The sequence below is a fragment of the Solwaraspora sp. WMMA2059 genome (assembly GCF_027497315.1).
Classification (GTDB): Bacteria; Actinomycetota; Actinomycetes; order Mycobacteriales; family Micromonosporaceae; genus Micromonospora_E.
The window spans coordinates 3408493-3426698 of the sequence record NZ_CP114908.1; the positions used below are offsets into that span (position 1 = coordinate 3408493).

At 71.8% G+C, this 18206-nt stretch carries 9 protein-coding genes and 1 pseudogene; 5 read left to right on the plus strand and 5 right to left on the minus strand.

Going from position 1 to position 18206, the window contains the following annotated elements; all coding sequences use genetic code 11:
- Positions 1 to 158: 158 nt before the first annotated feature.
- Both O7553_RS15565 and O7553_RS15570 read right to left on the minus strand, forming a co-directional pair.
- Positions 159 to 2483: a cellulose binding domain-containing protein gene (locus tag O7553_RS15565; RefSeq protein ID WP_281550481.1), complete on the minus strand. Its 2325-nt coding sequence runs from the start codon at positions 2481 to 2483 to the stop codon at positions 159 to 161.
- Between the two features lie 138 nt (positions 2484 to 2621).
- Positions 2622 to 4898 carry a beta-galactosidase gene (locus O7553_RS15570; protein ID WP_281550482.1) on the minus strand — a complete coding sequence of 759 codons (2277 nt, stop codon included), beginning with the start codon at positions 4896 to 4898 and terminating at the stop codon, positions 2622 to 2624.
- Between the two features lie 116 nt (positions 4899 to 5014).
- Here O7553_RS15570 and O7553_RS15575 point away from each other — a divergent pair, with 116 nt between their 5' ends.
- Positions 5015 to 7321, plus strand: a complete 2307-nt coding sequence (locus O7553_RS15575) for a TIM-barrel domain-containing protein (RefSeq protein WP_281550483.1) — start codon at positions 5015 to 5017, stop codon at positions 7319 to 7321.
- Between the two features lie 17 nt (positions 7322 to 7338).
- Here O7553_RS15575 and O7553_RS15580 read toward each other — a convergent pair whose 3' ends face one another.
- Genes O7553_RS15580 through O7553_RS15590 form a run of 3 tightly spaced genes read right to left on the minus strand, consistent with a single transcriptional unit; the run spans position 7339 to position 10987 of the window.
- Positions 7339 to 8319 carry a carbohydrate ABC transporter permease gene (locus tag O7553_RS15580; RefSeq protein WP_281550484.1) on the minus strand — a complete coding sequence of 327 codons (981 nt, stop codon included), beginning with the start codon at positions 8317 to 8319 and terminating at the stop codon, positions 7339 to 7341.
- The gene (locus O7553_RS15585) at positions 8316 to 9308 is read right to left on the minus strand and encodes an ABC transporter permease subunit (RefSeq protein WP_281550485.1); all 993 of its coding nucleotides are present in this window, start codon (positions 9306 to 9308) and stop codon (positions 8316 to 8318) included. Before O7553_RS15585 ends, O7553_RS15580 begins: the two co-directional genes overlap by 4 nt.
- On the minus strand, positions 9305 to 10987 hold the full coding sequence (locus O7553_RS15590) for an extracellular solute-binding protein (RefSeq protein ID WP_281550486.1): 1683 nt from the start codon (positions 10985 to 10987) through the stop codon (positions 9305 to 9307). Before O7553_RS15590 ends, O7553_RS15585 begins: the two co-directional genes overlap by 4 nt.
- A gap of 272 nt (positions 10988 to 11259) precedes the next feature.
- Here O7553_RS15590 and O7553_RS15595 point away from each other — a divergent pair, with 272 nt between their 5' ends.
- The 4 genes and pseudogenes from O7553_RS15595 to O7553_RS15610 form a co-directional block, all read left to right on the plus strand.
- Positions 11260 to 12480 carry an ROK family transcriptional regulator gene (locus tag O7553_RS15595; protein WP_281550487.1) on the plus strand — a complete coding sequence of 407 codons (1221 nt, stop codon included), beginning with the start codon at positions 11260 to 11262 and terminating at the stop codon, positions 12478 to 12480.
- A gap of 285 nt (positions 12481 to 12765) precedes the next feature.
- Positions 12766 to 15744 (plus strand): glycoside hydrolase family 3 C-terminal domain-containing protein, encoded by a 2979-nt coding sequence (locus O7553_RS15600; RefSeq protein WP_281550488.1) that lies wholly within the window; start codon positions 12766 to 12768, stop codon positions 15742 to 15744.
- Entirely contained in the window at positions 15744 to 16913 is a 1170-nt protein-coding gene (locus O7553_RS15605) for a LacI family DNA-binding transcriptional regulator (RefSeq protein ID WP_281550489.1), read from the plus strand. The genes O7553_RS15600 and O7553_RS15605 overlap by 1 nt, the downstream gene beginning before the upstream one ends.
- 94 nt (positions 16914 to 17007) lie before the next feature.
- A pseudogene (locus O7553_RS15610) lies at positions 17008 to 18177 on the plus strand (pyridoxal-dependent decarboxylase); the annotation flags it as partial.
- Between the last annotated feature and the right edge of the window lie 29 nt (positions 18178 to 18206).

Sequence of the window (18206 nt, forward strand, 5' to 3'; positions counted from 1 at the left end):
CTATCGTCTTTGGCAGGTGATGGTTCGACGCACGAGATCACGCGTGGGGTGGATGTCGTCGCGTCCGCCGACGGGGGACCGGGTTCCGGTCCCCCGTCGGCGCGTCTACGGCCGTCGACTCACTCAGTCGGCCGCCGGATTCACTAGAAGGGAAACATTCACCGCAGGTAGACGTTCGGCGTCGGTGGTGCCGGCATGTTGGCGCCAATGAAGAACGACGGGTGTGGCGGCTGGTTGTAGGCGGTGTTCTGCCAGGCGACCGCCACCCGGTACTGCGGGTCGTGCATCAGGGTGTGGATCCGTCGATCGGTGGCGTGCGGTGTGGCGTAGATCCGCAACGCGCGGGAATCGCTGGTCCGCCAGATGACCTCCTCCCGCCAGTCGCCGAACAGGTCGGCAGACAAAGCGGGGGTCGCCTTGGTGCCGTTGTTCGATGCCACCCCGGAGCCGGTCAACAGCCGGGTGTCGCCGGAGGTGCCGTACTTGTCGATCCGGGTCTGGTCGAGCAACTCCCGGACCGGGTCGCCGTCCCACCAGCTGAGGAAGTTGGCCGACGACGGCTTACGTCCGACGTTGCCGCCGGTCGGCGAGCGCAGCTCGGAAACGGCCGACGACCAGGACTCGGCACCGGCGCTGCCAGCCCAGATGTCCGCCGATACGCCCCGGCCGTTGTCCCCGCCGGTCGGGGTCTGCCAGATGATCTGCCCGGTACGGGCGTCGATCAGCGCCGACGACGGCTTCGAGCCGTCCTCCTGGACCTTGAAGTACTCCAGCCCGGCACGGCGCGGGTCGAGGTCACCGACGTGGCCGGCGTCGCCGTGGTTCAGGCTGGTGTTCCACAGCCCGCGACCGTTGTCGTCGATGGTGGCACCGCCGAAGACGATCTCGTCGCGGCCGTCACGGTCGACGTCGGCGATGGACAGCGAGTGGTTGCCCTGCCCGGCGTAGCTGCCGTTACCCGACGAGTTGGAGTCGAAGACCCACCGCTGGGTGAGGTTGCCGTTGCGGAAGTCCCAGGCGGCGATGACGGTACGGGTGTAGTAGCCGCGTGACATGATCAGCGACGGCCGCTGGCCGTCAAGGTAGGCGGTGCCGGCGAGGAACCGGTCCACCCGGTTGCCGTACGAGTCACCCCAGGACGACACCGTGCCCCGGGCCGGCACGTAGTTGACGGTGGACAGGGCGGCGCCGGTCAGACCGTCGAACATGGTCAGGAACTCCGGGCCGGACAGCACGTAGCCGGACGAGTTGCGGTAGTCGGCACCGGAGTTGCCGATCACCGTGCCCCGGCCGTCCCGGCTGCCGTCGGCGGTCTTCATCGCCACCTCGGCCCGGCCGTCGCCGTCGTAGTCGTACACCTGGAACTGGGTGTAGTGGGCGCCGGCCCGGATGTTGCGCCCCAGGTCGAGGCGCCACAGCCGGGTCCCGTCGAGCCGGTACGCGTCGACGTAGACGTTGCCGGTGTAGCCGGAGTGCGCGTTGTCCTTGGCGTTGGACGGGTCCCACTTCAGGACGATCTCGTACTGTCCGTCACCGTCGAGGTCGCCGACGCTGGCGTCGTTCGCCGAGTAGCTGTAGCTCTCCCCGGACGGGGTGGTGCCGCCTGGCGGCACCTGCAGCGGCACGTCGAGGTAGCCGTTGGCGAAGGTCAACGACGCCGGCGACGCGGGCTGCTCGACGCCACCGACCACCGCCCGGACGGTGTAGCTGGCGTTGGACGCGGCACCCGCGTCGTAGTAGTTGGTCGACGCGGTGACCGGCGACGAGGTGATCCGGGTGGAGCCACGGTAGACGTGGAACCCGGTGCCGGCGGCCTCGGTGCCGAGCAGCCGCCAGGAGACCAGGTTGCCGGATCCGGAACGGACGCTGATCAGCCCTCGGTCGAGGTCTTCCATCTGCTTGGCGCCGGGCCCCGGCGTCGGCGGCGCGGTGGTGGGCGGTGGCGCCGTGGTCGGTGGGGCGGTCGTCGGTGGTGCCGTGGTCGGGGGTGCCGTCGTCGGCGGGGGTGCGGTGGTCGGCGCGACGCCGCCGGTGCAGGTGGTCCCGTTGAGCGCGAAGGTCGTCGGCACCGGATTGCTGCTGTTGTTCCAGGATCCGTTGAAGCCGAACTCGGTGCTGGCGTTGGTGGCCAGGTTCCCGTTGTAGCCGACGTTGTCCGCGGTGACCTGGGCACCGTTCTGCGTCACCGCCGCGTTCCACGCCTGGGTGATCGTCTGCCCGGCGCCGAACGACCAGGTCAGCTGCCAGGAGGTGACGGGGTCACCGAGGTTGGTCACGGACACGCTGGCGCCGAAGCCACCGGGCCATTGGCTGGTGACGCGGTAGTCGACCGCGCAGCCAGCGGCTGCGGCGGCCGGCGACGCGAGGATCGTGGTGGCCACACCGGCACCGGCCGCAGTGGCCACCGCGGTCGCGACGGCGAGCAGGGCTCGGCGGGGAGTCCCGGGCTGGGACCGGGAACTGTTGGGAGGGACATTGCGCATGGGAGTCTCCGGGAGCAGAGGGCGGGCGGCAACGGACGGACGCCCGGCTGCCCGGCCGGGGCGTGCGCCCGGTGGCGCTGCGCTGGATCGGTCGACCTCGGTGCGGCGGTCGTCGGTCGGCTCCCGTGCAGGCCAATGCTAGGGCAATCGCTTTCCTCGATCAATGTCGATGTCCATCGGAGCCCGGCGGGGTCCGTGTCGGCGGAGGCGGTCACCCACCGGGTGGTCCGGCTCCCGCAGCACCAGCAGCCCGCCCGCTGGCACCCGGACCCGACGAGCGCCCCGGCCGCGACCCGGTGTGCCGGTGACACCGGCCGAGCTGACCGGCCATCGGCCGGTCGACCGGCCGGAATCAGCCGAGCCGGCACCGACCGCCAGCAGGACCTCACCGGCGGGCAGAACGTCGCTGGCCACCATGATCTCGCCGGATGGCAGGACAGCGCCGCAGACCAGCACCTCACCGGTGGCCGCCACCACCGCCTCCTCCCGGCCGTGGTTGAACAGGAACAGCCACCGGGTGGTGCCGTCCACCCGGCGTACCGCCTCCACCCCGGCGGGCGCGGCGGGCAGCACCGGTGCCACCCCGGCCTCGGCGGCGACTGCCGCCAGTAGTTCCCGGTAGCCGTCGTCGTCCAGCCTGGTGGACAGGTACCAGGCGGCCCCGGCACCGACCGCCCGGCGGGTCACCGCCGGTTGGCCGGCCAGCACGCCGTCGACGTAGCTGAGTACCGGCTCGGCGGCGCCGGCCTCGAAGCGTTCCCGCCACAGCCGGCCGGTACGCCCGCCGGACAGCCGCACCGTGCCGTCCGGACCGAGCGGCAGGAACTCCTCGCTGCGGACGCCGAGCAGTTCACGCAGGGCGCCCGGATATCCGCCCAGTCGGACCCGGGCGTCGGAGTCGGCGACCCCGGACAGGTAGCTGACCACCAGATGACCGCCGGCGCGCACCCAGTCGCCGAGGGCGTCCGCGACGGCGTCGTCCATCAGGTACAGCGCGGGCAGCACCAGCATCCGGTAGCCGCTCAGCTCCAGCGGCCCGGCCGCCGGGCAGACGAAGTCGGTGGTGATCCCGCACCGCCACAGCGCCCGGTGCGCGGCGCCCACCTCGTCGGCGTACGAGATGTGCCCGGACGGCATCCCGGGATGCTGCAGCGCCCACCCGCTGGCGGCGTCCCAGCCGATCGCGGCCCGGGCCGCCACCGTGGCGGTGTCGGTCGCGGCGAGCAGCCGCAGCGCCTCGCCGAGCTGTACCGCCGACCGGAAGGTCCGAGAGTCGGCACCGGCGTGCGGCACCATCGCCGAGTGGAACGCCTCGGCACCGCCGCGCGGCGCCCGCCACTGGAAGAACATCGCGCCCCGGGAGCCGCGCGCGACGTGGGCGACGCTGTGCCGCAGCATCCGGCCAGGCTCCTTGGCGTAGGCGGTCCCCTCGGCGTACCGGTAGATCAGGTTGGGCGCGCTCTCCATCAGCAGCCAGGGCCGGTGCCGGCCGGCCGGTGCCGGTGACCTGTCTCCGGTGACCGGGCGTGACCAGGACCGGGCGAGGTCGGCGGCGAGCGCGGTCTGTTCCTCGGCCCGGCCGTCGGTCTCGGTCGGATAGTGGTCGACGGCGACCAGGTCGACCTCCCGCGCCCACCGGGCGTGGTCCACCGGAACCCAGTCGCCGAACACGTAGTTGGTGGTGACCGGTACGTTCGGCGTGTGCTCGCGGAGCAGGTCGCGCTGGTCGCGGTAGGCGGCGAGCAGTTCGTCGGACCAGAACCGGCGGAAGTCCAGCGCCTGCGTCGGGTTGGCCAGGTACTGGGTGGCGCGCGGCGGTTCGACCTGCGCCCAGTCGGAGTAGCGCTGGCTCCAGAACGCGCCGGTCCACGCCTCGTTGAGCCGGTCCAGGTCGCCGTACCGCTGCCGGAGCCAGCGCCGGAACGCGGCGGCCGCGTGCGGGCAGTGGCAGACCGTGCCGTACTCGTTGTGCACGTGCCACATGGCCAGCGCCGGGTGGTCGCGGTAGCGGTCGGCGAGCATCGCGGCGATGCGCCGGGCCGCGACGCGGTACGCGGGGGCGGCCGCGCAGTACGTGTCCCGGCTGCCGTGCCGCAGCCGTACCCCGTCGGCCGTGACCGGCAGCGCGTCGGGGTGGGCGAGGGAGAACCACGGCGGTGGCGAAGCGGTCGGGGTGGCCAGGACGACTCGGATCCCGCCCCGGTGCAGCAGGTCGAGTGCCCGGTCAAGCCAGTCGACGGTGTACTCGCCGGGGTGCGGTTCCAACCGGGACCAGGCGAACACCCCGACGGTGACCAGGTTGACCCGGGCGCGTCGCATCAGCTCGACATCCTCGACCCAGGTCGTCTCCGGCCACTGTTCGGGGTTGTAGTCCCCGCCGTAGCAGAGCCCGTCGAGTCCTTTCGGCCAGCGCATCGGCGCTCCCTCCGACGTTGACAGTTTGTTGGGTTAGCAAAGAAACTAATTTAGTCGCCCCCAGGCCGCAGGTTCCACCAGGAAGCGTCGAGCGCCGGACCCGACGAGGAGAGCCCATGCCGTACCGTCCGCCCCTGGTCCCCCACGAGACGTTCGTGGCCGACCCACCCGACCTGCCGGTCCGCGCGCCCGGCGAGGAGGGCCTGTCCGCGCTGGTCCGCGCAGAGTTGCTGGGCACCGACGCGGCCGGGATCACCTGCAAGGGCGGCACCGCCGACGGCGAGACGCTGACGGTCGCGGTCAGCGCCGCCGGGGAGGGGGTGATCCGGGTCCGGCTCAGCGCGACACCCGACGCCCGCAGCCGGTCGGCCCGGGCGCTGCCGCTGGTCGATCCCCGGCCTTCTCCGGCCACGGTCACCGTGGCCGGCGACACGGTACGCGTCGACGCCGGTACGGTCGTCGCCGAACTGCGGCTCGACCCGTGGCATCTGCGGTTCCTCGACCGGCAGGGTCGGGTGCTGCTCAACCAGAACCGGGGCGAGCGTGACATCAGCGGCCGGCTGCGCACCCTGCCGTTCGGCCGGTCCCTGGTCGACGGGACCGTCGCCGCGTACCACGAGAGCTTCGACGCGCCCGGTGACGAGCGCTTCGTCGGCCTCGGCGAGAAGTTCACCCGGCTGGACAAGCGCGGCCAGCGGGCGCTGATGTGGAACTTCGACGCCTTCGGCAGCGAGTCGGACCGGTCGCACAAGAACGTCCCGCTGTACCTGTCCGACCGTGGCTACGGGGTGCTGGTCGACAGCGGCATGCCGGTGGAGTTCGACATCTGCTCGTCCACACACAGCTGCGTCCAGATCCTGGTGCCGGACGACCTGATCGACTACTACGTGATCGCCGGCCCCACCCCCGCCGAGATCCTGGACCGCTACGACGGGTTGACCGGCCGACCGGTGCTGCCACCGAAGTGGGCGTTCGGCACCTGGATCTCCTCCGGCTTCTTCGTGGACAGTCAGGACAAGGTCCTGGACCGGGCCCGGCGGATCCGCGCCGACGGCATCCCGTGCGACGTGCTGCACCTGGATTGCTACTGGCAGGCCGACGGTGCCTGGTCCGACCTGGCCTGGGACGCCACCAACTTCCCCGACCCGGCCGACATGCTGGCCACCCTCGCCGGGCAGGGGTTCAAGGTGAGCCTCTGGATGAACCCGTACATCATGACCGGCAGCCCGGTCTTCGCGCAGGCCGACGCGGCCGGCTACTTCCTGCGCCGCCCGGACGGCTCCACCTACATCGCCGACGTCTGGCACGGCTCCTACCCGGTCTGCGGGATCGTCGACTTCACCAACCCGGCGGCCACCGAGTGGTTCACCGGTCTGCTGCGCGACCTGCTGCGGCAGGGCGCGATGGTGTTCAAGACCGACTTCGCCGAAGGGGTGCCGGCCGACGCGGTGGCACACAACGGGATGACCGGCGTCGAACTGCACAACGTCTACACGTTGCTGTTCAACGACGCGGTCGCGGCGGTCACCCGGGAGGTCGCCGGGCACGGCATGGTGTGGGCCCGGTCGTCGTTCCTCGGCGGGCAGCGGCATCCGGCCCAGTGGAGCGGCGACGTCAACGCGACGTACCCGGGGATGGCCAGCACGTTGCGCGGCGGACTGTCGCACGGCCTGTCCGGCGTACCGTTCTGGAGCCACGACGCCGGCGGCTTCCACGGCACCCCGACCCCCGACCTGTACGTGCGGTGGGCGCAGTTCGGGGCGTTCTCGCCGCTGGTGCGCTTCCACGGCACCACCAGCCGGCTGCCGTGGGACTTTCCCGACGACGCCGCGCGGGACGCGGTCGAGGCGATCCGGCTGCGCTACCGGTTGATGCCCTACCTCTACTCGGCGGCGGTCACGGCCGCCCGCACCGGTGCCCCGATGATGCGGGCGCTGCTGGTCGACGCGCCGGACGATCCGGCCGCCTGGGGTGCCGAGCTGGAGTACCGGCTCGGCACCGACCTGCTGGTCGCGCCGATGATCAGTCCGGACGGACGGCGGCACGTCTACCTGCCGGCCGGTGACTGGGTCGACCACTGGACCGGCCGGACCCACACCGGCGGACGCCACCTGCTGGTCGAGACGCCGTTGGACCGGATCCCGTTGTTCGTCCGGCACGGCGCGCTGATCCCGACGTCGGAGCCCCGGGACACCGTCGGCGACGGCCCGTTCACCGACGTGACCCTGGTCAGCTGGGGCGGGGTCAGCGCCGAGACGTTGGTCTGCGACGTCGACGGCGACACCACGGTCCGGGCGGTACGCGACGGCGGCACGTTGCGGGTCGACGTCGACGGGCCGCTGCCGGTCCGCCGGGTCGAGGTCGTCGCGGTGACCGGCACCGAGCCACCAGCCACGGTGCTGCTCGACGGCGTACCGCTGTGACCAGCGGTGCCGGCCGGTCAACCCTTGATCGCGCCGGTGATGACGCCCTTGGTGAAGTGCCGCTGCACGAACGGGAAGATCACCACCGCCGGCAGTACGGTGATCACCACCACCGCCATCTTGACCGCCAGGGTCGGCGGGTACGCGGTGACCCCGGGGATGTTCACCGGCGCGCCGGTGACCGACGGCGACTGGCCGGCCAGGATGTAGCTCTGCAGCACCCGCTGGATCGGCCACTTGTCGTTGTCGTCGATGTAGAGCACGGCGTTGAAGTACGCGTTCCAGTAACCGACGGCGTAGAACAGCCCGACGACGGCGATCACCGCCCGCGACAGCGGCAACATGATCCGCCACAGGATCCGGAACTCCCCGGCGCCGTCGATGCGGGCCGCGTCGATCAGCTCGGCCGGCACGTTCATGAAGAACGCCCGGATCACCACCAGGTTGAACACGCTGATCGCGGTCGGCAGGATCAGCGCCCACAGGCTGTTCTTCAGGCCCAGCCCGGTCACCACCAGGTAGCTCGGCACCATGCCGGGATAGATCAGGAAGGTGAGCAGGAACAGGAACAGCAACGGACGGTGCGCGACCGAGTCCTTGCGGGACAGCCCGTACGCCGCCAGCACCGTCAGCACCAGGCTGAACGTCGTGCCGACGACGGTGACCAGGGTGCTGACCCACACCGCCCGGCTGATCTGACCGCCGGAGAAGATGTTCACGTACGCCGACAGGTCGATCTCCCGGGGGATCACCACCATGCCGCCGGTGGCGTTGATGGTCTCCCGCGACGCGAGGCTGGTCACCAGGACCGACCACATCGGGAAGATCACGGCCAGCACCATCGTGGCGAGGACGAGCCCTTTGACGCCCTGGCCGACCGGGCTCGGCGGCTCCTCCCAGACCGGCCGGCCGCCGCCGGGGCGCCGCCGTCGGGGCGGCTGGTTCACCGGGTTGAGCCGGGGTCGGCGCCCGGCGGCCAGCGTACGCGCGATGCTCACCTGGAGTACACTCCCTGCTCGCCGAGGCGGTGGGCGAACTTGTTCGCGGCGATGATCAGCACCAGCCCGATGACGCCCTTGAACAGGCCGGCGGCGGCACCCATCCCCCACTGCTGCGGGATGATCGCCTGGTAGTAGACGTAGGTGTCGAGCACCTCGGCGGCCTGCCGGCCGACCGCCTCACGCTGCAGGATGAACTGCTCGAACCCGACGGTGAGCGCGTCACCGAGCCGCAGGATCAGCAGCAGGATGATGACCGGACGCAGCCCGGGCAGGGTGATGTGCCACAGCCGCCGCCAGCGTCCGGCGCCGTCGGCCGCCGCCGCCTCGTAGAGGTTCTGGTCGATGGCGCTGAGCGCGGCCAGGAAGATGATCGCCCCCCAGCCGACGTCCTTCCACACGGACTCGGCGGTGACCAGCACGATGAACGTGTCCGGGTTGCCCATCACGTTGAGCGGGTCGAGCCCGGCGTCGCGCATCCGCTGGGCGAGCAGGCCGGCCCCGCCGAGCATCTGCATGAAGAAGGTGACCACCAGCACCCAGCTGAAGAAGTGCGGCAGGTAGACGACGCTCTGGATGAACCCGCGCACCCGGGTCGACAGGATGCTGTGCAGCAGGATCGCCAGCAGGATCGGCAGCGGGAAGAAGAAGACCAGCTGGAACGCGGTGATGGTCAGGGTGTTGACCACCGCGTCCCAGAACGCCGGGTCACGGAACAGGGTCTCGAAGTTGCCGAACCCGATCCATTCGCTGTAGACGAACGCCTCGAACGCGTTGTCGCCGACCCACGGGTTGTAGTCCTGGAAGGCGATCACGTTGCCCAGGGTGGGCAGGTAGTGGAAGACGAGCAGCAGCAGGGCGGCCGGCGCGGCCATCACCAGCAGCGGCCAGTCCCGGCGCAGCCGGGCCCGCAGCGGCACCTTGCCCGGTGTCCGCCGGCTCCGGTTGGCCCCGGAACCGGCGGACACCGGGGTGTCGGTGGACCTCATCGATTGTTGTCTTCGAGCGCCTTGAGGAAGAAGTCGCGCCCCTCGTCACCGCCGCCGCTGCGCCACTCCTGCGTGATCTGCTCGAGGTCGCTGGTCGGCCGGCGGCCGCGCAGCACGTCGAGGATCTTGTCCTCGGTCGGCTGCTGCACCCGCGACAGGTTGGCCGGCAGCTCGAACTTGATCCCGGCCCACGGGTTCGGCTCCAGGTACTTCACCGTCTCGTTGGAGTAGTCCAGCAGGGCCTCGACGAAGCCGGGGACGTCGGCGGTCTGCACGATGGTCGGGTAACGCCCGACGATGAAGGTGTACTGGTCGGCGATCTCCTGCCGGCCCAGCTCGGTCAGCTCCGGGCTGCCGTCGGCGCTGACCGTGTGGTGCTGGTCGGCGACGCCGTACTGGCGCAGGTGGTACTCCTCGGTGCCGAGCGGCGCGGCGCACCAGTCGAGCACCCGCAGGATCTCCTCGACGCGCTCCTTGCCCAGCCCTTTCTTGATGAACGTGTAGAAGATCGGCTTTTCCTCGCCCCAGGCGACCGGGGTGCTCTGCCCGTCGGCGGAGAAGATCGGCACCGGCCGCATGTCGAACGTCGGGGTGATCTGCCGCTGCTCCGAGTACATGCCGCGCCAGGCGCCGACGCCGTCCTCGTAGCAGACCATCTTGCCGCTGTTGAACAGCTGCTTGGCGTCGGCGGCGCCCTTGCTCTCCACGATGTCCGGATGCACCAGCCCTTCGGCGAACAGTCTGGTGGTGAACTCCAGGGCCTCGCGGTACTCCTCGGTCTCGTACTTGAATTCCAGGCCGCCGCCGTCGGTGCGCCGCCAGCCGCCCTGCGAGCCGGGCACACCGTAGAACATCTGCACCATGTTGAAGATCGAGCCGAAGGCCCAGACGCCGTTGGCCGGATCGGTCATCGCCTTGCCGAACTCGTGCAGCTCCTCAATGTTCTTCGGGGCCTGCACGCCGGCGGCGTCGGTGAGGTCCTTGCGGTAGAACAGCGCGTACGGGAACGGGCCGTCGGTCGGCCACGGGACGGCGGCCAGCCGGCCGCCCCAGACCGCGTACTGCCAGGCCCCGGTCGGGAAGCTGGCCAGGTGCGGGTAGGCCAGCGCGGCGTCACCGGCCAGGTGGTCGGTCAGGTCCTCGAACAGCGCCGAGACCGCGTCGGAGAACCGCGGGATCTTGTCAATCTCCCAGTTCGGGGCGCAGAGCAGGTCCGGCACGTCGCGGGCACCGAGGATGGCGCTCAGCTTGTCGGCGTAGGTGTTGCCGTCCTGGACGCTGAAGTCGATCGGCACGCCGAGCCGCTCGTTGACCGCCTGCAGGTAGGCGTTGCGGTCGATGCCGGGCGGGGTCGGCCCCCACCAGGGCGTCATCGCGGTGAGCGGCTCACCGCTGCTGCCGGGCGTCTCGGTGACCGCCCTGACCAGGTCGGTCGGGTACGTCAGGTAGCCGTCGGCGATCGGGCGTACCCCGGCGATGTCCGGGGTGATCAGCTCGACCGGCTGGTATCTGGGCAGAACCGCGCTGACCGCGTCGACGTCGGTCGCCGCGCCCTGGGTGCCGGCCGGCCGGCTGCAGCCGGAGAGAAAACCGCCACCGGCCATCGCGGTGGCGCCCAGGCCGACCAGGCCCAGGAATCGACGTCGGTTGGTGGCCGCGCCCGCGAGGGATCGATCCACGGCGCGCTCCCTTCATATCGGCGAGCCAGGCATCCCGGCGACGGTGGGACGAACCAGCTCGAAATGGGGGTGTGGGGGTACGGTTCGCACGCTAGAGTTAGTTCGGCTGCTGACTAAACAAAGTAGCCGACGGTGACAGGTGCCACAAGGGAGGCCGACATGACGCGAACCGCCGGTGGCTGCCCACCCCGCGGTGACCGCCGCGACACGCCGTCCCGCCGGGGGGCCGGCCCGAGCCACCCGGCCGGGACCCGGGGCGTAACGTGATCACCATGCGGAGCGGCCCGCAGCCAGCGGACCTGACCGACGTACGCGCCACCAACCTCGCGGTCGTGCTGCGCTACGTCCGGGCCAACGCGCCCTGCTCCCGGGCGGACATCGCCGGTGCCACCGGGCTCAACAAGGCCACGGTCTCCAGCCTGGTCGGCGACCTGATCGACCGCCGGCTGCTCCGGGAGACCGGCCTCACCGAACACCGCATCGGACGCCCAGCCACCATGCTGGTCGTCGACGGCGACGCGTACGCCGCGATCGGCATCGAGATCAGCGCCGACCACCTGACCGCGGTCGCGCTCGACCTGGCCGGCGGTGAGCTGCTGTCCTGGCGACGCGCCTTCACCGGGCTGGCCGCCACCCCGGGCAAGGCGGCCAGCACGGTGGCCGCACTGGCCGGCCGGGCGGCGGCCCGGGTGACCCGGCAGGGGCGACAGGTGCTCGGGCTCACCGTCGGGGTGCCCGGCCTGGTCGACCAGCAGGGCCGGGTCAGCCTCTCCCCCGAGCTGGGCTGGCACGACGTCGACCTGCACGCCGATCTGGTCCGGGCGCTGCGCGGGCCGGTGTACGAGGTCGTGGTGGACAACGACGCACAACTGGCCGCGCTCGCCGAGCACCGGCACGGGCCGTACGCCGGCACGGCGAACCTGGTGCACCTGACCGGCGGTGCCGGCATCGGCGCGGGGTTGGTGGTGGACGGGCGGCTGCTGCACGGCGCGCGGGGGTTCACCGGCGAGATCGGGCACATCCAGCTGGATCCCCAGGGTCCGCCGTGCCGCTGCGGCGCGAACGGCTGCCTGGAGGCGCTGGCCGCCGTACCGGCGCTGATCCGCCGGGTGCTGCCGGACGCCGAGACCGACGGGCCGGTCACCGACTTCGCGCCGGAGATCGACCGGGTACAGGCGGCGGCGCGCGCCGGTGATCCGGCGGCGCTCGACGCGCTCGACGAGGTCGGCCGGCACCTGGGCACCGGAGTGTCCATCCTGGCCAACCTGATCAACCCCGAGGTGGTACTGCTCGGCGGCTACTACGTTCCGCTCGCCCAGTGGCTGCTGCCGGCGGCCCGGCAGCAGCTCGCCGACCGTACGGTGGCTCCGGCCGCCGGTGGCACCCGGCTGGCAGCCTCCGACCTGGCCGGCGGCGCGGCGGCGATCGGCGGCGCGGCCCGGGCGATCGCCGCGATCGACAACGGCCTGATGCCGATCCGTCCGGCCGGCTGACCGCGCCGGCGTCTGACGTCAATTTGTGGCGGCGAGCCCCTTGACCGTCCGTACTGATGGATGTCAACCTCAAAGGGCTCCACGGTTAACACGACTGAAATCGTGTCGACAGTGGAGCGTTTTCGGGATGGTCGTCGAAGCGCTTCGAGCCAGCGCTTCCCGGGCTGACGGCCAGCCTCCACCGCGTACCGACGCCTGCCCGTGATCCGGTGACCGCTGCGCTGCCCGCACCGCAGCCGCAACCCACACGGGTGCCCTTGCCGATCCCGGAAGGCGATCCACGTTATGAGCGACAGCACGTTCCGCGACCCCGACCAGCCGGTGGCCGCCCGGGTCACCGACCTGCTCCGCCGGCTCACCCTCGACGAGAAGATCGCCCTGCTGCACCAGCATCAGCCCCCGGTCCCCCGACTCGGCCTGCCCGCCTTCCGCACCGGGACCGAGGCGCTGCACGGGGTGGCGTGGCTCGGCCCGGCGACCGTCTTCCCGCAGGCGCTCGGGCTAGGCTCCAGCTGGGATCCGGACCTGCTGCGGCGAATCGGCGAAGCGGTCGGCGACGAGGTACGCGCGTTCCACCACAAGGATCCCGTCAGCGTCGGACTGAACGTGTGGGCGCCGGTGGTCAACCCGCTGCGCGATCCACGGTGGGGCCGCAACGAGGAGGGCTACGCCGAAGACCCCTGGCTGACCGGGGTGCTGGCCACCGGGTACGCCAGCGGGCTGCGCGGTGACCATCCCTACTACCTGCGGACCGCGCCGACCCTGAAGCACTTCCTCGGTTACAACAACGAGACAGACCGGGCCACCACCAGCAGCAACCTGCCGCCCCGGGTGATGCACGAGTACGAGCTGCCGGCGTTTCGCGCCCCGATCGCCGCCGGTGCCGCGGTCGCGGTGATGGCCTCTTACAACCTGGTCAACGGACGGCCGGCACATCTGAGCCCGCTGATCGACGAACAGCTGCGTCGGTGGACCGACGACGACGTCCTGGTCGTCGGCGACGCGGGGGCGGCCACCAACATCGCCGGCGCGCAGGGCTACCACCCGGACCACGTCACCGGCTACGCGGCCGCGCTCCGCGCCGGGATCGACAGCTTCACCGAGGACGATACCGACTCGCTGCCGACCGTCGCGCGGATCACCGAGGCGGTGGTGCGCGGGCTGCTCACCGAAGCGGACGTCGACCGCGCAGTCCGCCGGACCCTCTCCGTCCGGATCCGGCTCGGCGAACTGGATCCACCGGAACGCAACCCGTTCGCGAAGACCGGCATCGATGTGATCAACTGCCCGGCCCACCAGGACCTGGCCCGGATCGCGGTACGCGAGTCGGTGGTGCTGCTGCGTAACGAACCGACCGAGTCCGGATCCGACCCGGTGCTGCCGCTGGACCCGGGCCGGATCCGGCGGGTCGCGGTGGTCGGACCGCTCGCCGACACCGTCCACACCGACTGGTACGCCGGATCGATGCCGTACGCGGTCACCGCCCGCGCCGGGCTGACCGCGCGGCTGCCGGCGGCGACCGTGACCCACCACGAGGGAGTGGACCGGATCGCGTTGCGGCTCAGCACCTCGGCGACCGTCCTGCGGGTCAGCGGCGAGGCCGCCGGTGGACCGCTGCGGGCCGACAGCACGGCGGTGGGCGGACCGGTGCGGGCTGCCGGGCCGGAGGCGGTGCCGCAGTGCTGCTTCGACGTGTTCGACTGGGGCGACGGGGTGGTCGCGCTGCGCAGCGTCGCCAACGGCCGCTACCTGGCCGCCGGTGACGACGGGGTACTGGTCAACGACCGGTCCGGTCCGGGCGGGTGGGTGGTCAACGAGACCTTCCGGCTGGTCCGCGCCACCGACGGCCGTGCGGCACTGCACCACCTGGCCCGGGACCGCTACGTCACCGTCGGCCCGGACGGGCTGCTGCGGGCCGAGGCCGCCAGCGTCGACACCGCCGCCACGTTCTCCGTCGAACTGGTCGCCGACGGCGCCCGGGAGGCGGCGGCGCTGGCCCGCGACGCCGACGTGGCGGTGGTGGTGCTCGGCAACCATCCGATGGTGTGCGGGCGGGAGACCGAGGACCGGGTCGACCTGGCACTGCCCGCCGCCCAGGCGGCGCTGCTGCGGGCGGTCCGGGACGCGAACCCGCGCACCGTGCTGGTGCTGTCCAGCAGCTACCCGTACGCGGCGGAGTGGGCCGACCGGCACGTCCCGGCGATCGTCTGGTCCGCGCACGGCGGTCAGGAGTACGGCACCGGGCTGGCCGAGGTGCTCTGCGGGGACGCCGATCCGGGCGGCCGGTTGACCCAGACCTGGTACCGGCGTACCGCCGACCTGCCCGACCTGCTCGACTACGACGTGATCGCCTCGGACGCGACGTACCTCTACTTCCGGGGGGAACCGCTGTACCCGTTCGGCCACGGCCTGAGCTACGCCTCCTTCGACTACCGTGACCTGCGGTTGTCGGCCACCGAGGTGGATGCCGACGACACGGTCGAGGTCAGCGTCACGGTGCGCAACACCGGCGCGCGGGCCGGGACCGAGGTGGTGCAGCTCTACACCCGCCAGCGGCACTCCCGGGTCAAGCAGCCGCTGCGCCAACTGCGTGACTTCCGCAAGATCAGCCTCGCGGCGGGGGCGCAGACCACGCTCCGGTTCCGCCTCGCCGCCGCCGACCTGGCGACCTGGGACGTCACCCGGGACCGGCCGGTGGTGGAGAGCGCCCGGCACACCGTGTCGGTCGGCCGGTCCAGCGCCGACCTGGTGGCAACCACCACCCTGACCGTACGGGGTGAACGGATCGGGCCCCGCGACCCGCTGGCCGGACCGTTGTGGGCTGCTGACAATGACGACTACGCCGGCACGGCCCCGGCCGATCATCCCGACGGTCGGGACGCGGTGGGCGCGGCGGAGGACGGTGGTTGGATCGCGTTCACCGACGTCGACTTCGACTCCGGACCTACCGCGGTCACCGCCCGCGTCGCGCACCGGCCGCCCCGGGCCGGAGCCGACCCCGGTGCCGTCGGCCGGGCGGCGGACGGGTCGACCGTCACCCTGCGGCTGGACGATCCGCTGGCCGGCCCGGTCGCCGGTAAGCTTCCGGTACCGGCGACCGGCGGCCGCGACGACTGGGCAGAGGTACGGACGGAGCTGCACGGGCTGCGCGGAACCCGAGACCTGTATCTGCTTTTCAGTACGGCAGGCGCTACGGTGAGCTACCTGAGTTTTGCCGGGTCCGCCACCGACGGTCCGGCGAGGGACATGGATGGAGGAGCCTAGTGTCAACTCCGTCACAGCCGACCGGCGCCGGGCCCGACCCGACGCGGGACCGGACCGGCAAGCGGGCCGACATGGTGACGATCGCCGACGTGGCCCGGCACGCCGGCGTCGCGGTCAGCACGGTGTCCTATGTGCTCAGCGGCAAGCGGGCGATCTCGGCGACCACCCGGGAACGCGTCCTGGCCAGCATCCACGCCCTCGGCTACCACCCGCATGCCGGCGCCCGGGCGTTGGCCAGCCGGCGGGCGAACGTGATCGCCCTGGTGCTGCCGCTGCGCTCCGGGATGCACCTGCCGGTGCTGATGCAGTTTGCCACCAGCGTGGTCACCACCGCCCGGCAGTTCGACCACGACGTACTGCTGGTCACCGCCGACGAAGGGCCGGCTGGGCTGCGGCGGATCGCGGTCAGCGCCATGGTCGACGGCATCGTGGTGATGGACGTGGAGATGCACGACCCACGGGTGCCGCTGCTGCGTGAGCTCGAACGGCCCAGCGTGCTGATCGGTTTTCCGGCCGAGTCCGCCGGTCTGACCTGCGTCGACCTGGATTTCTACCGGGCCGGCGAGGCCTGCGTCGAACATCTCGTCACGCTCGGCCACCGGCAGCTCGCCCTGCTCGGTGCCCCGGCCGTGGTCTACGAACGGGAAACCGGCTTCGCCCACCGGACCCGGGCCGGCTTCACCGAGACGGCGGCCCGCTGCGGCGTCACCGCGGTCGCCCAACCGTCCGAGGAGAACTACGACGCGGTACGCCGCGAACTGGCCGGGCTGCTGCACCGGCACCCGGGGCTCACCGCGCTGGTGGTGCACAACGAGGCTGCGGTCGGGCACGTGCTGGCCGCGTTGCCGACCCTGGGCCGGCGGGTCCCCGACGACATCTCGGTGGTGGCGATCTGCCCGGACGAGGTCGCCGAGCGGGCCGGCCCGGCGCTGACCTCGGTGCTGATCCCGGCTGAGGAGGTCGGTCGGCAGGCAATCAGCCTGCTGATGCGCAAGGTCCAGGGCGACGCGGTGCCGGCCGCGACGCTGCTCGACCCCCGGTTGACCGTCCGGGCCAGCACCGGCCCCGGCCCGGCCGGCGCGATGCCGGGCGGCGAGGCCGGTGACACCGGCGTCGCAGGCACCGGGCCGGAGGCGATGGTGGCGCTTGCCCGCCGTACCGATTCCTGATCAACTCGTCCGCATGGCAGGCGACGCATCCGCGCCGGGCACCACGTCGGGCGCAGGCACCACGGCCGGCGCGCACACCACGGCCGGCGGGCACATGTCGGCGGACGAGTTCCGCCGGGCCGGGCACGCGGTGATCGACTGGATCGCCGACTACTGGCAGACGCTGGAGAAGCATCCGGTGCGACCGTCGGATCCGCCCGGCACGGTCGCCCAAGCGCTGCCGGTGACGCCACCGGAGCACGGCGAGCCGTTCGACCGGATCCTCACCGACCTGGACCGGGTGGTCGTCGGCGGACTCACCCACTGGCAGCACCCCGGCTTCTTCGGCTACTTCCCGGCCAACACCTCGGCCCCGAGCGTGCTCGGTGACCTGGTCAGCGCCGGCCTTGGCGTCCAGGGCATGCTCTGGGCCACCAGTCCGGCCTGCACCGAGGTGGAGACGGTGCTGCTCGACTGGCTGGCCCAGCTGCTCGACCTGCCGCAACGGTTCCGGTCGGGGTCCACCGGCGGCGGCGTCATCCAGGACTCGGCGTCGTCGGCGACGCTGGTGGCCACCCTGGTGGCCCTGCACCGGGCCAGCGGCGGCAGCTGGCGCACGGCGGGCACCACCGCCGGCTACACCGTCTACACCTCGACCGAGGGCCATTCGTCGATCGAGAAGGCGGCCCGGATCGCCGGGGTCGGTGATCAGGGAGTACGGCTGGTCGACGTCGATCCGGTGACGCTGGCGATGCGGCCGGACGCGTTGCGCCGCGCCCTCGACGCCGACCTGGCCGCCGGGCGGCGACCGGCGATCGTCGTCGCGACCGTGGGCACCACCTCGACCACCGCCGTCGACCCGGTCGAACAGATCGGCGCGATCTGCGCCGAGTACGGGGTGTGGCTGCACGTGGACGCCGCGTACGCCGGTGCCGCAGCGGTCTGCCCGGAGCTGCGCTGGACGCACGCCGGGCTGGATCGGGCCGACTCGTACTGCTTCGACCCGCACAAGTGGCTGCTGACCGGGTTCGACTGCGACGCATTCTGGGTGGCGGACCGGGCCGAGCTGGTCGAGGCGCTGACGGTGATGCCAGAGTACCTGCGCAACGCGCTCAGCGACACGGGCACGGTGATCGACTACCGGGACTGGCAGGTGCCGCTGGGTCGCCGGTTCCGGGCCTTGAAGCTGTGGTTCGTGCTGCGCTGGTACGGCGCACAGGGGCTGCGGGCGCACATCCGTTCGGCGGTGGCGCACGCGGCCTGGTTCGCCGACCAGGTGCGCGCCGACGACCGGTTCGAGCTCGTCACGCCGGG

Excerpts from the sequence above, each read along its gene's own strand:
- O7553_RS15595 (WP_281550487.1), top strand. The coding sequence starts at position 11,260 with ATGCGGAGCGGCCCGCAGCCAGCGGACCTGACCGACGTACGCGCCACC.
- O7553_RS15600 (WP_281550488.1), top strand. The coding sequence starts at position 12,766 with ATGAGCGACAGCACGTTCCGCGACCCCGACCAGCCGGTGGCCGCCCGG.
- O7553_RS15565 (WP_281550481.1), bottom strand. The coding sequence starts at position 2,483 with ATGCGCAATGTCCCTCCCAACAGTTCCCGGTCCCAGCCCGGGACTCCC.
- O7553_RS15575 (WP_281550483.1), top strand. The coding sequence starts at position 5,015 with ATGCCGTACCGTCCGCCCCTGGTCCCCCACGAGACGTTCGTGGCCGAC.
- O7553_RS15585 (WP_281550485.1), bottom strand. The coding sequence starts at position 9,308 with ATGAGGTCCACCGACACCCCGGTGTCCGCCGGTTCCGGGGCCAACCGG.
- O7553_RS15570 (WP_281550482.1), bottom strand. The coding sequence starts at position 4,898 with ATGCGCTGGCCGAAAGGACTCGACGGGCTCTGCTACGGCGGGGACTAC.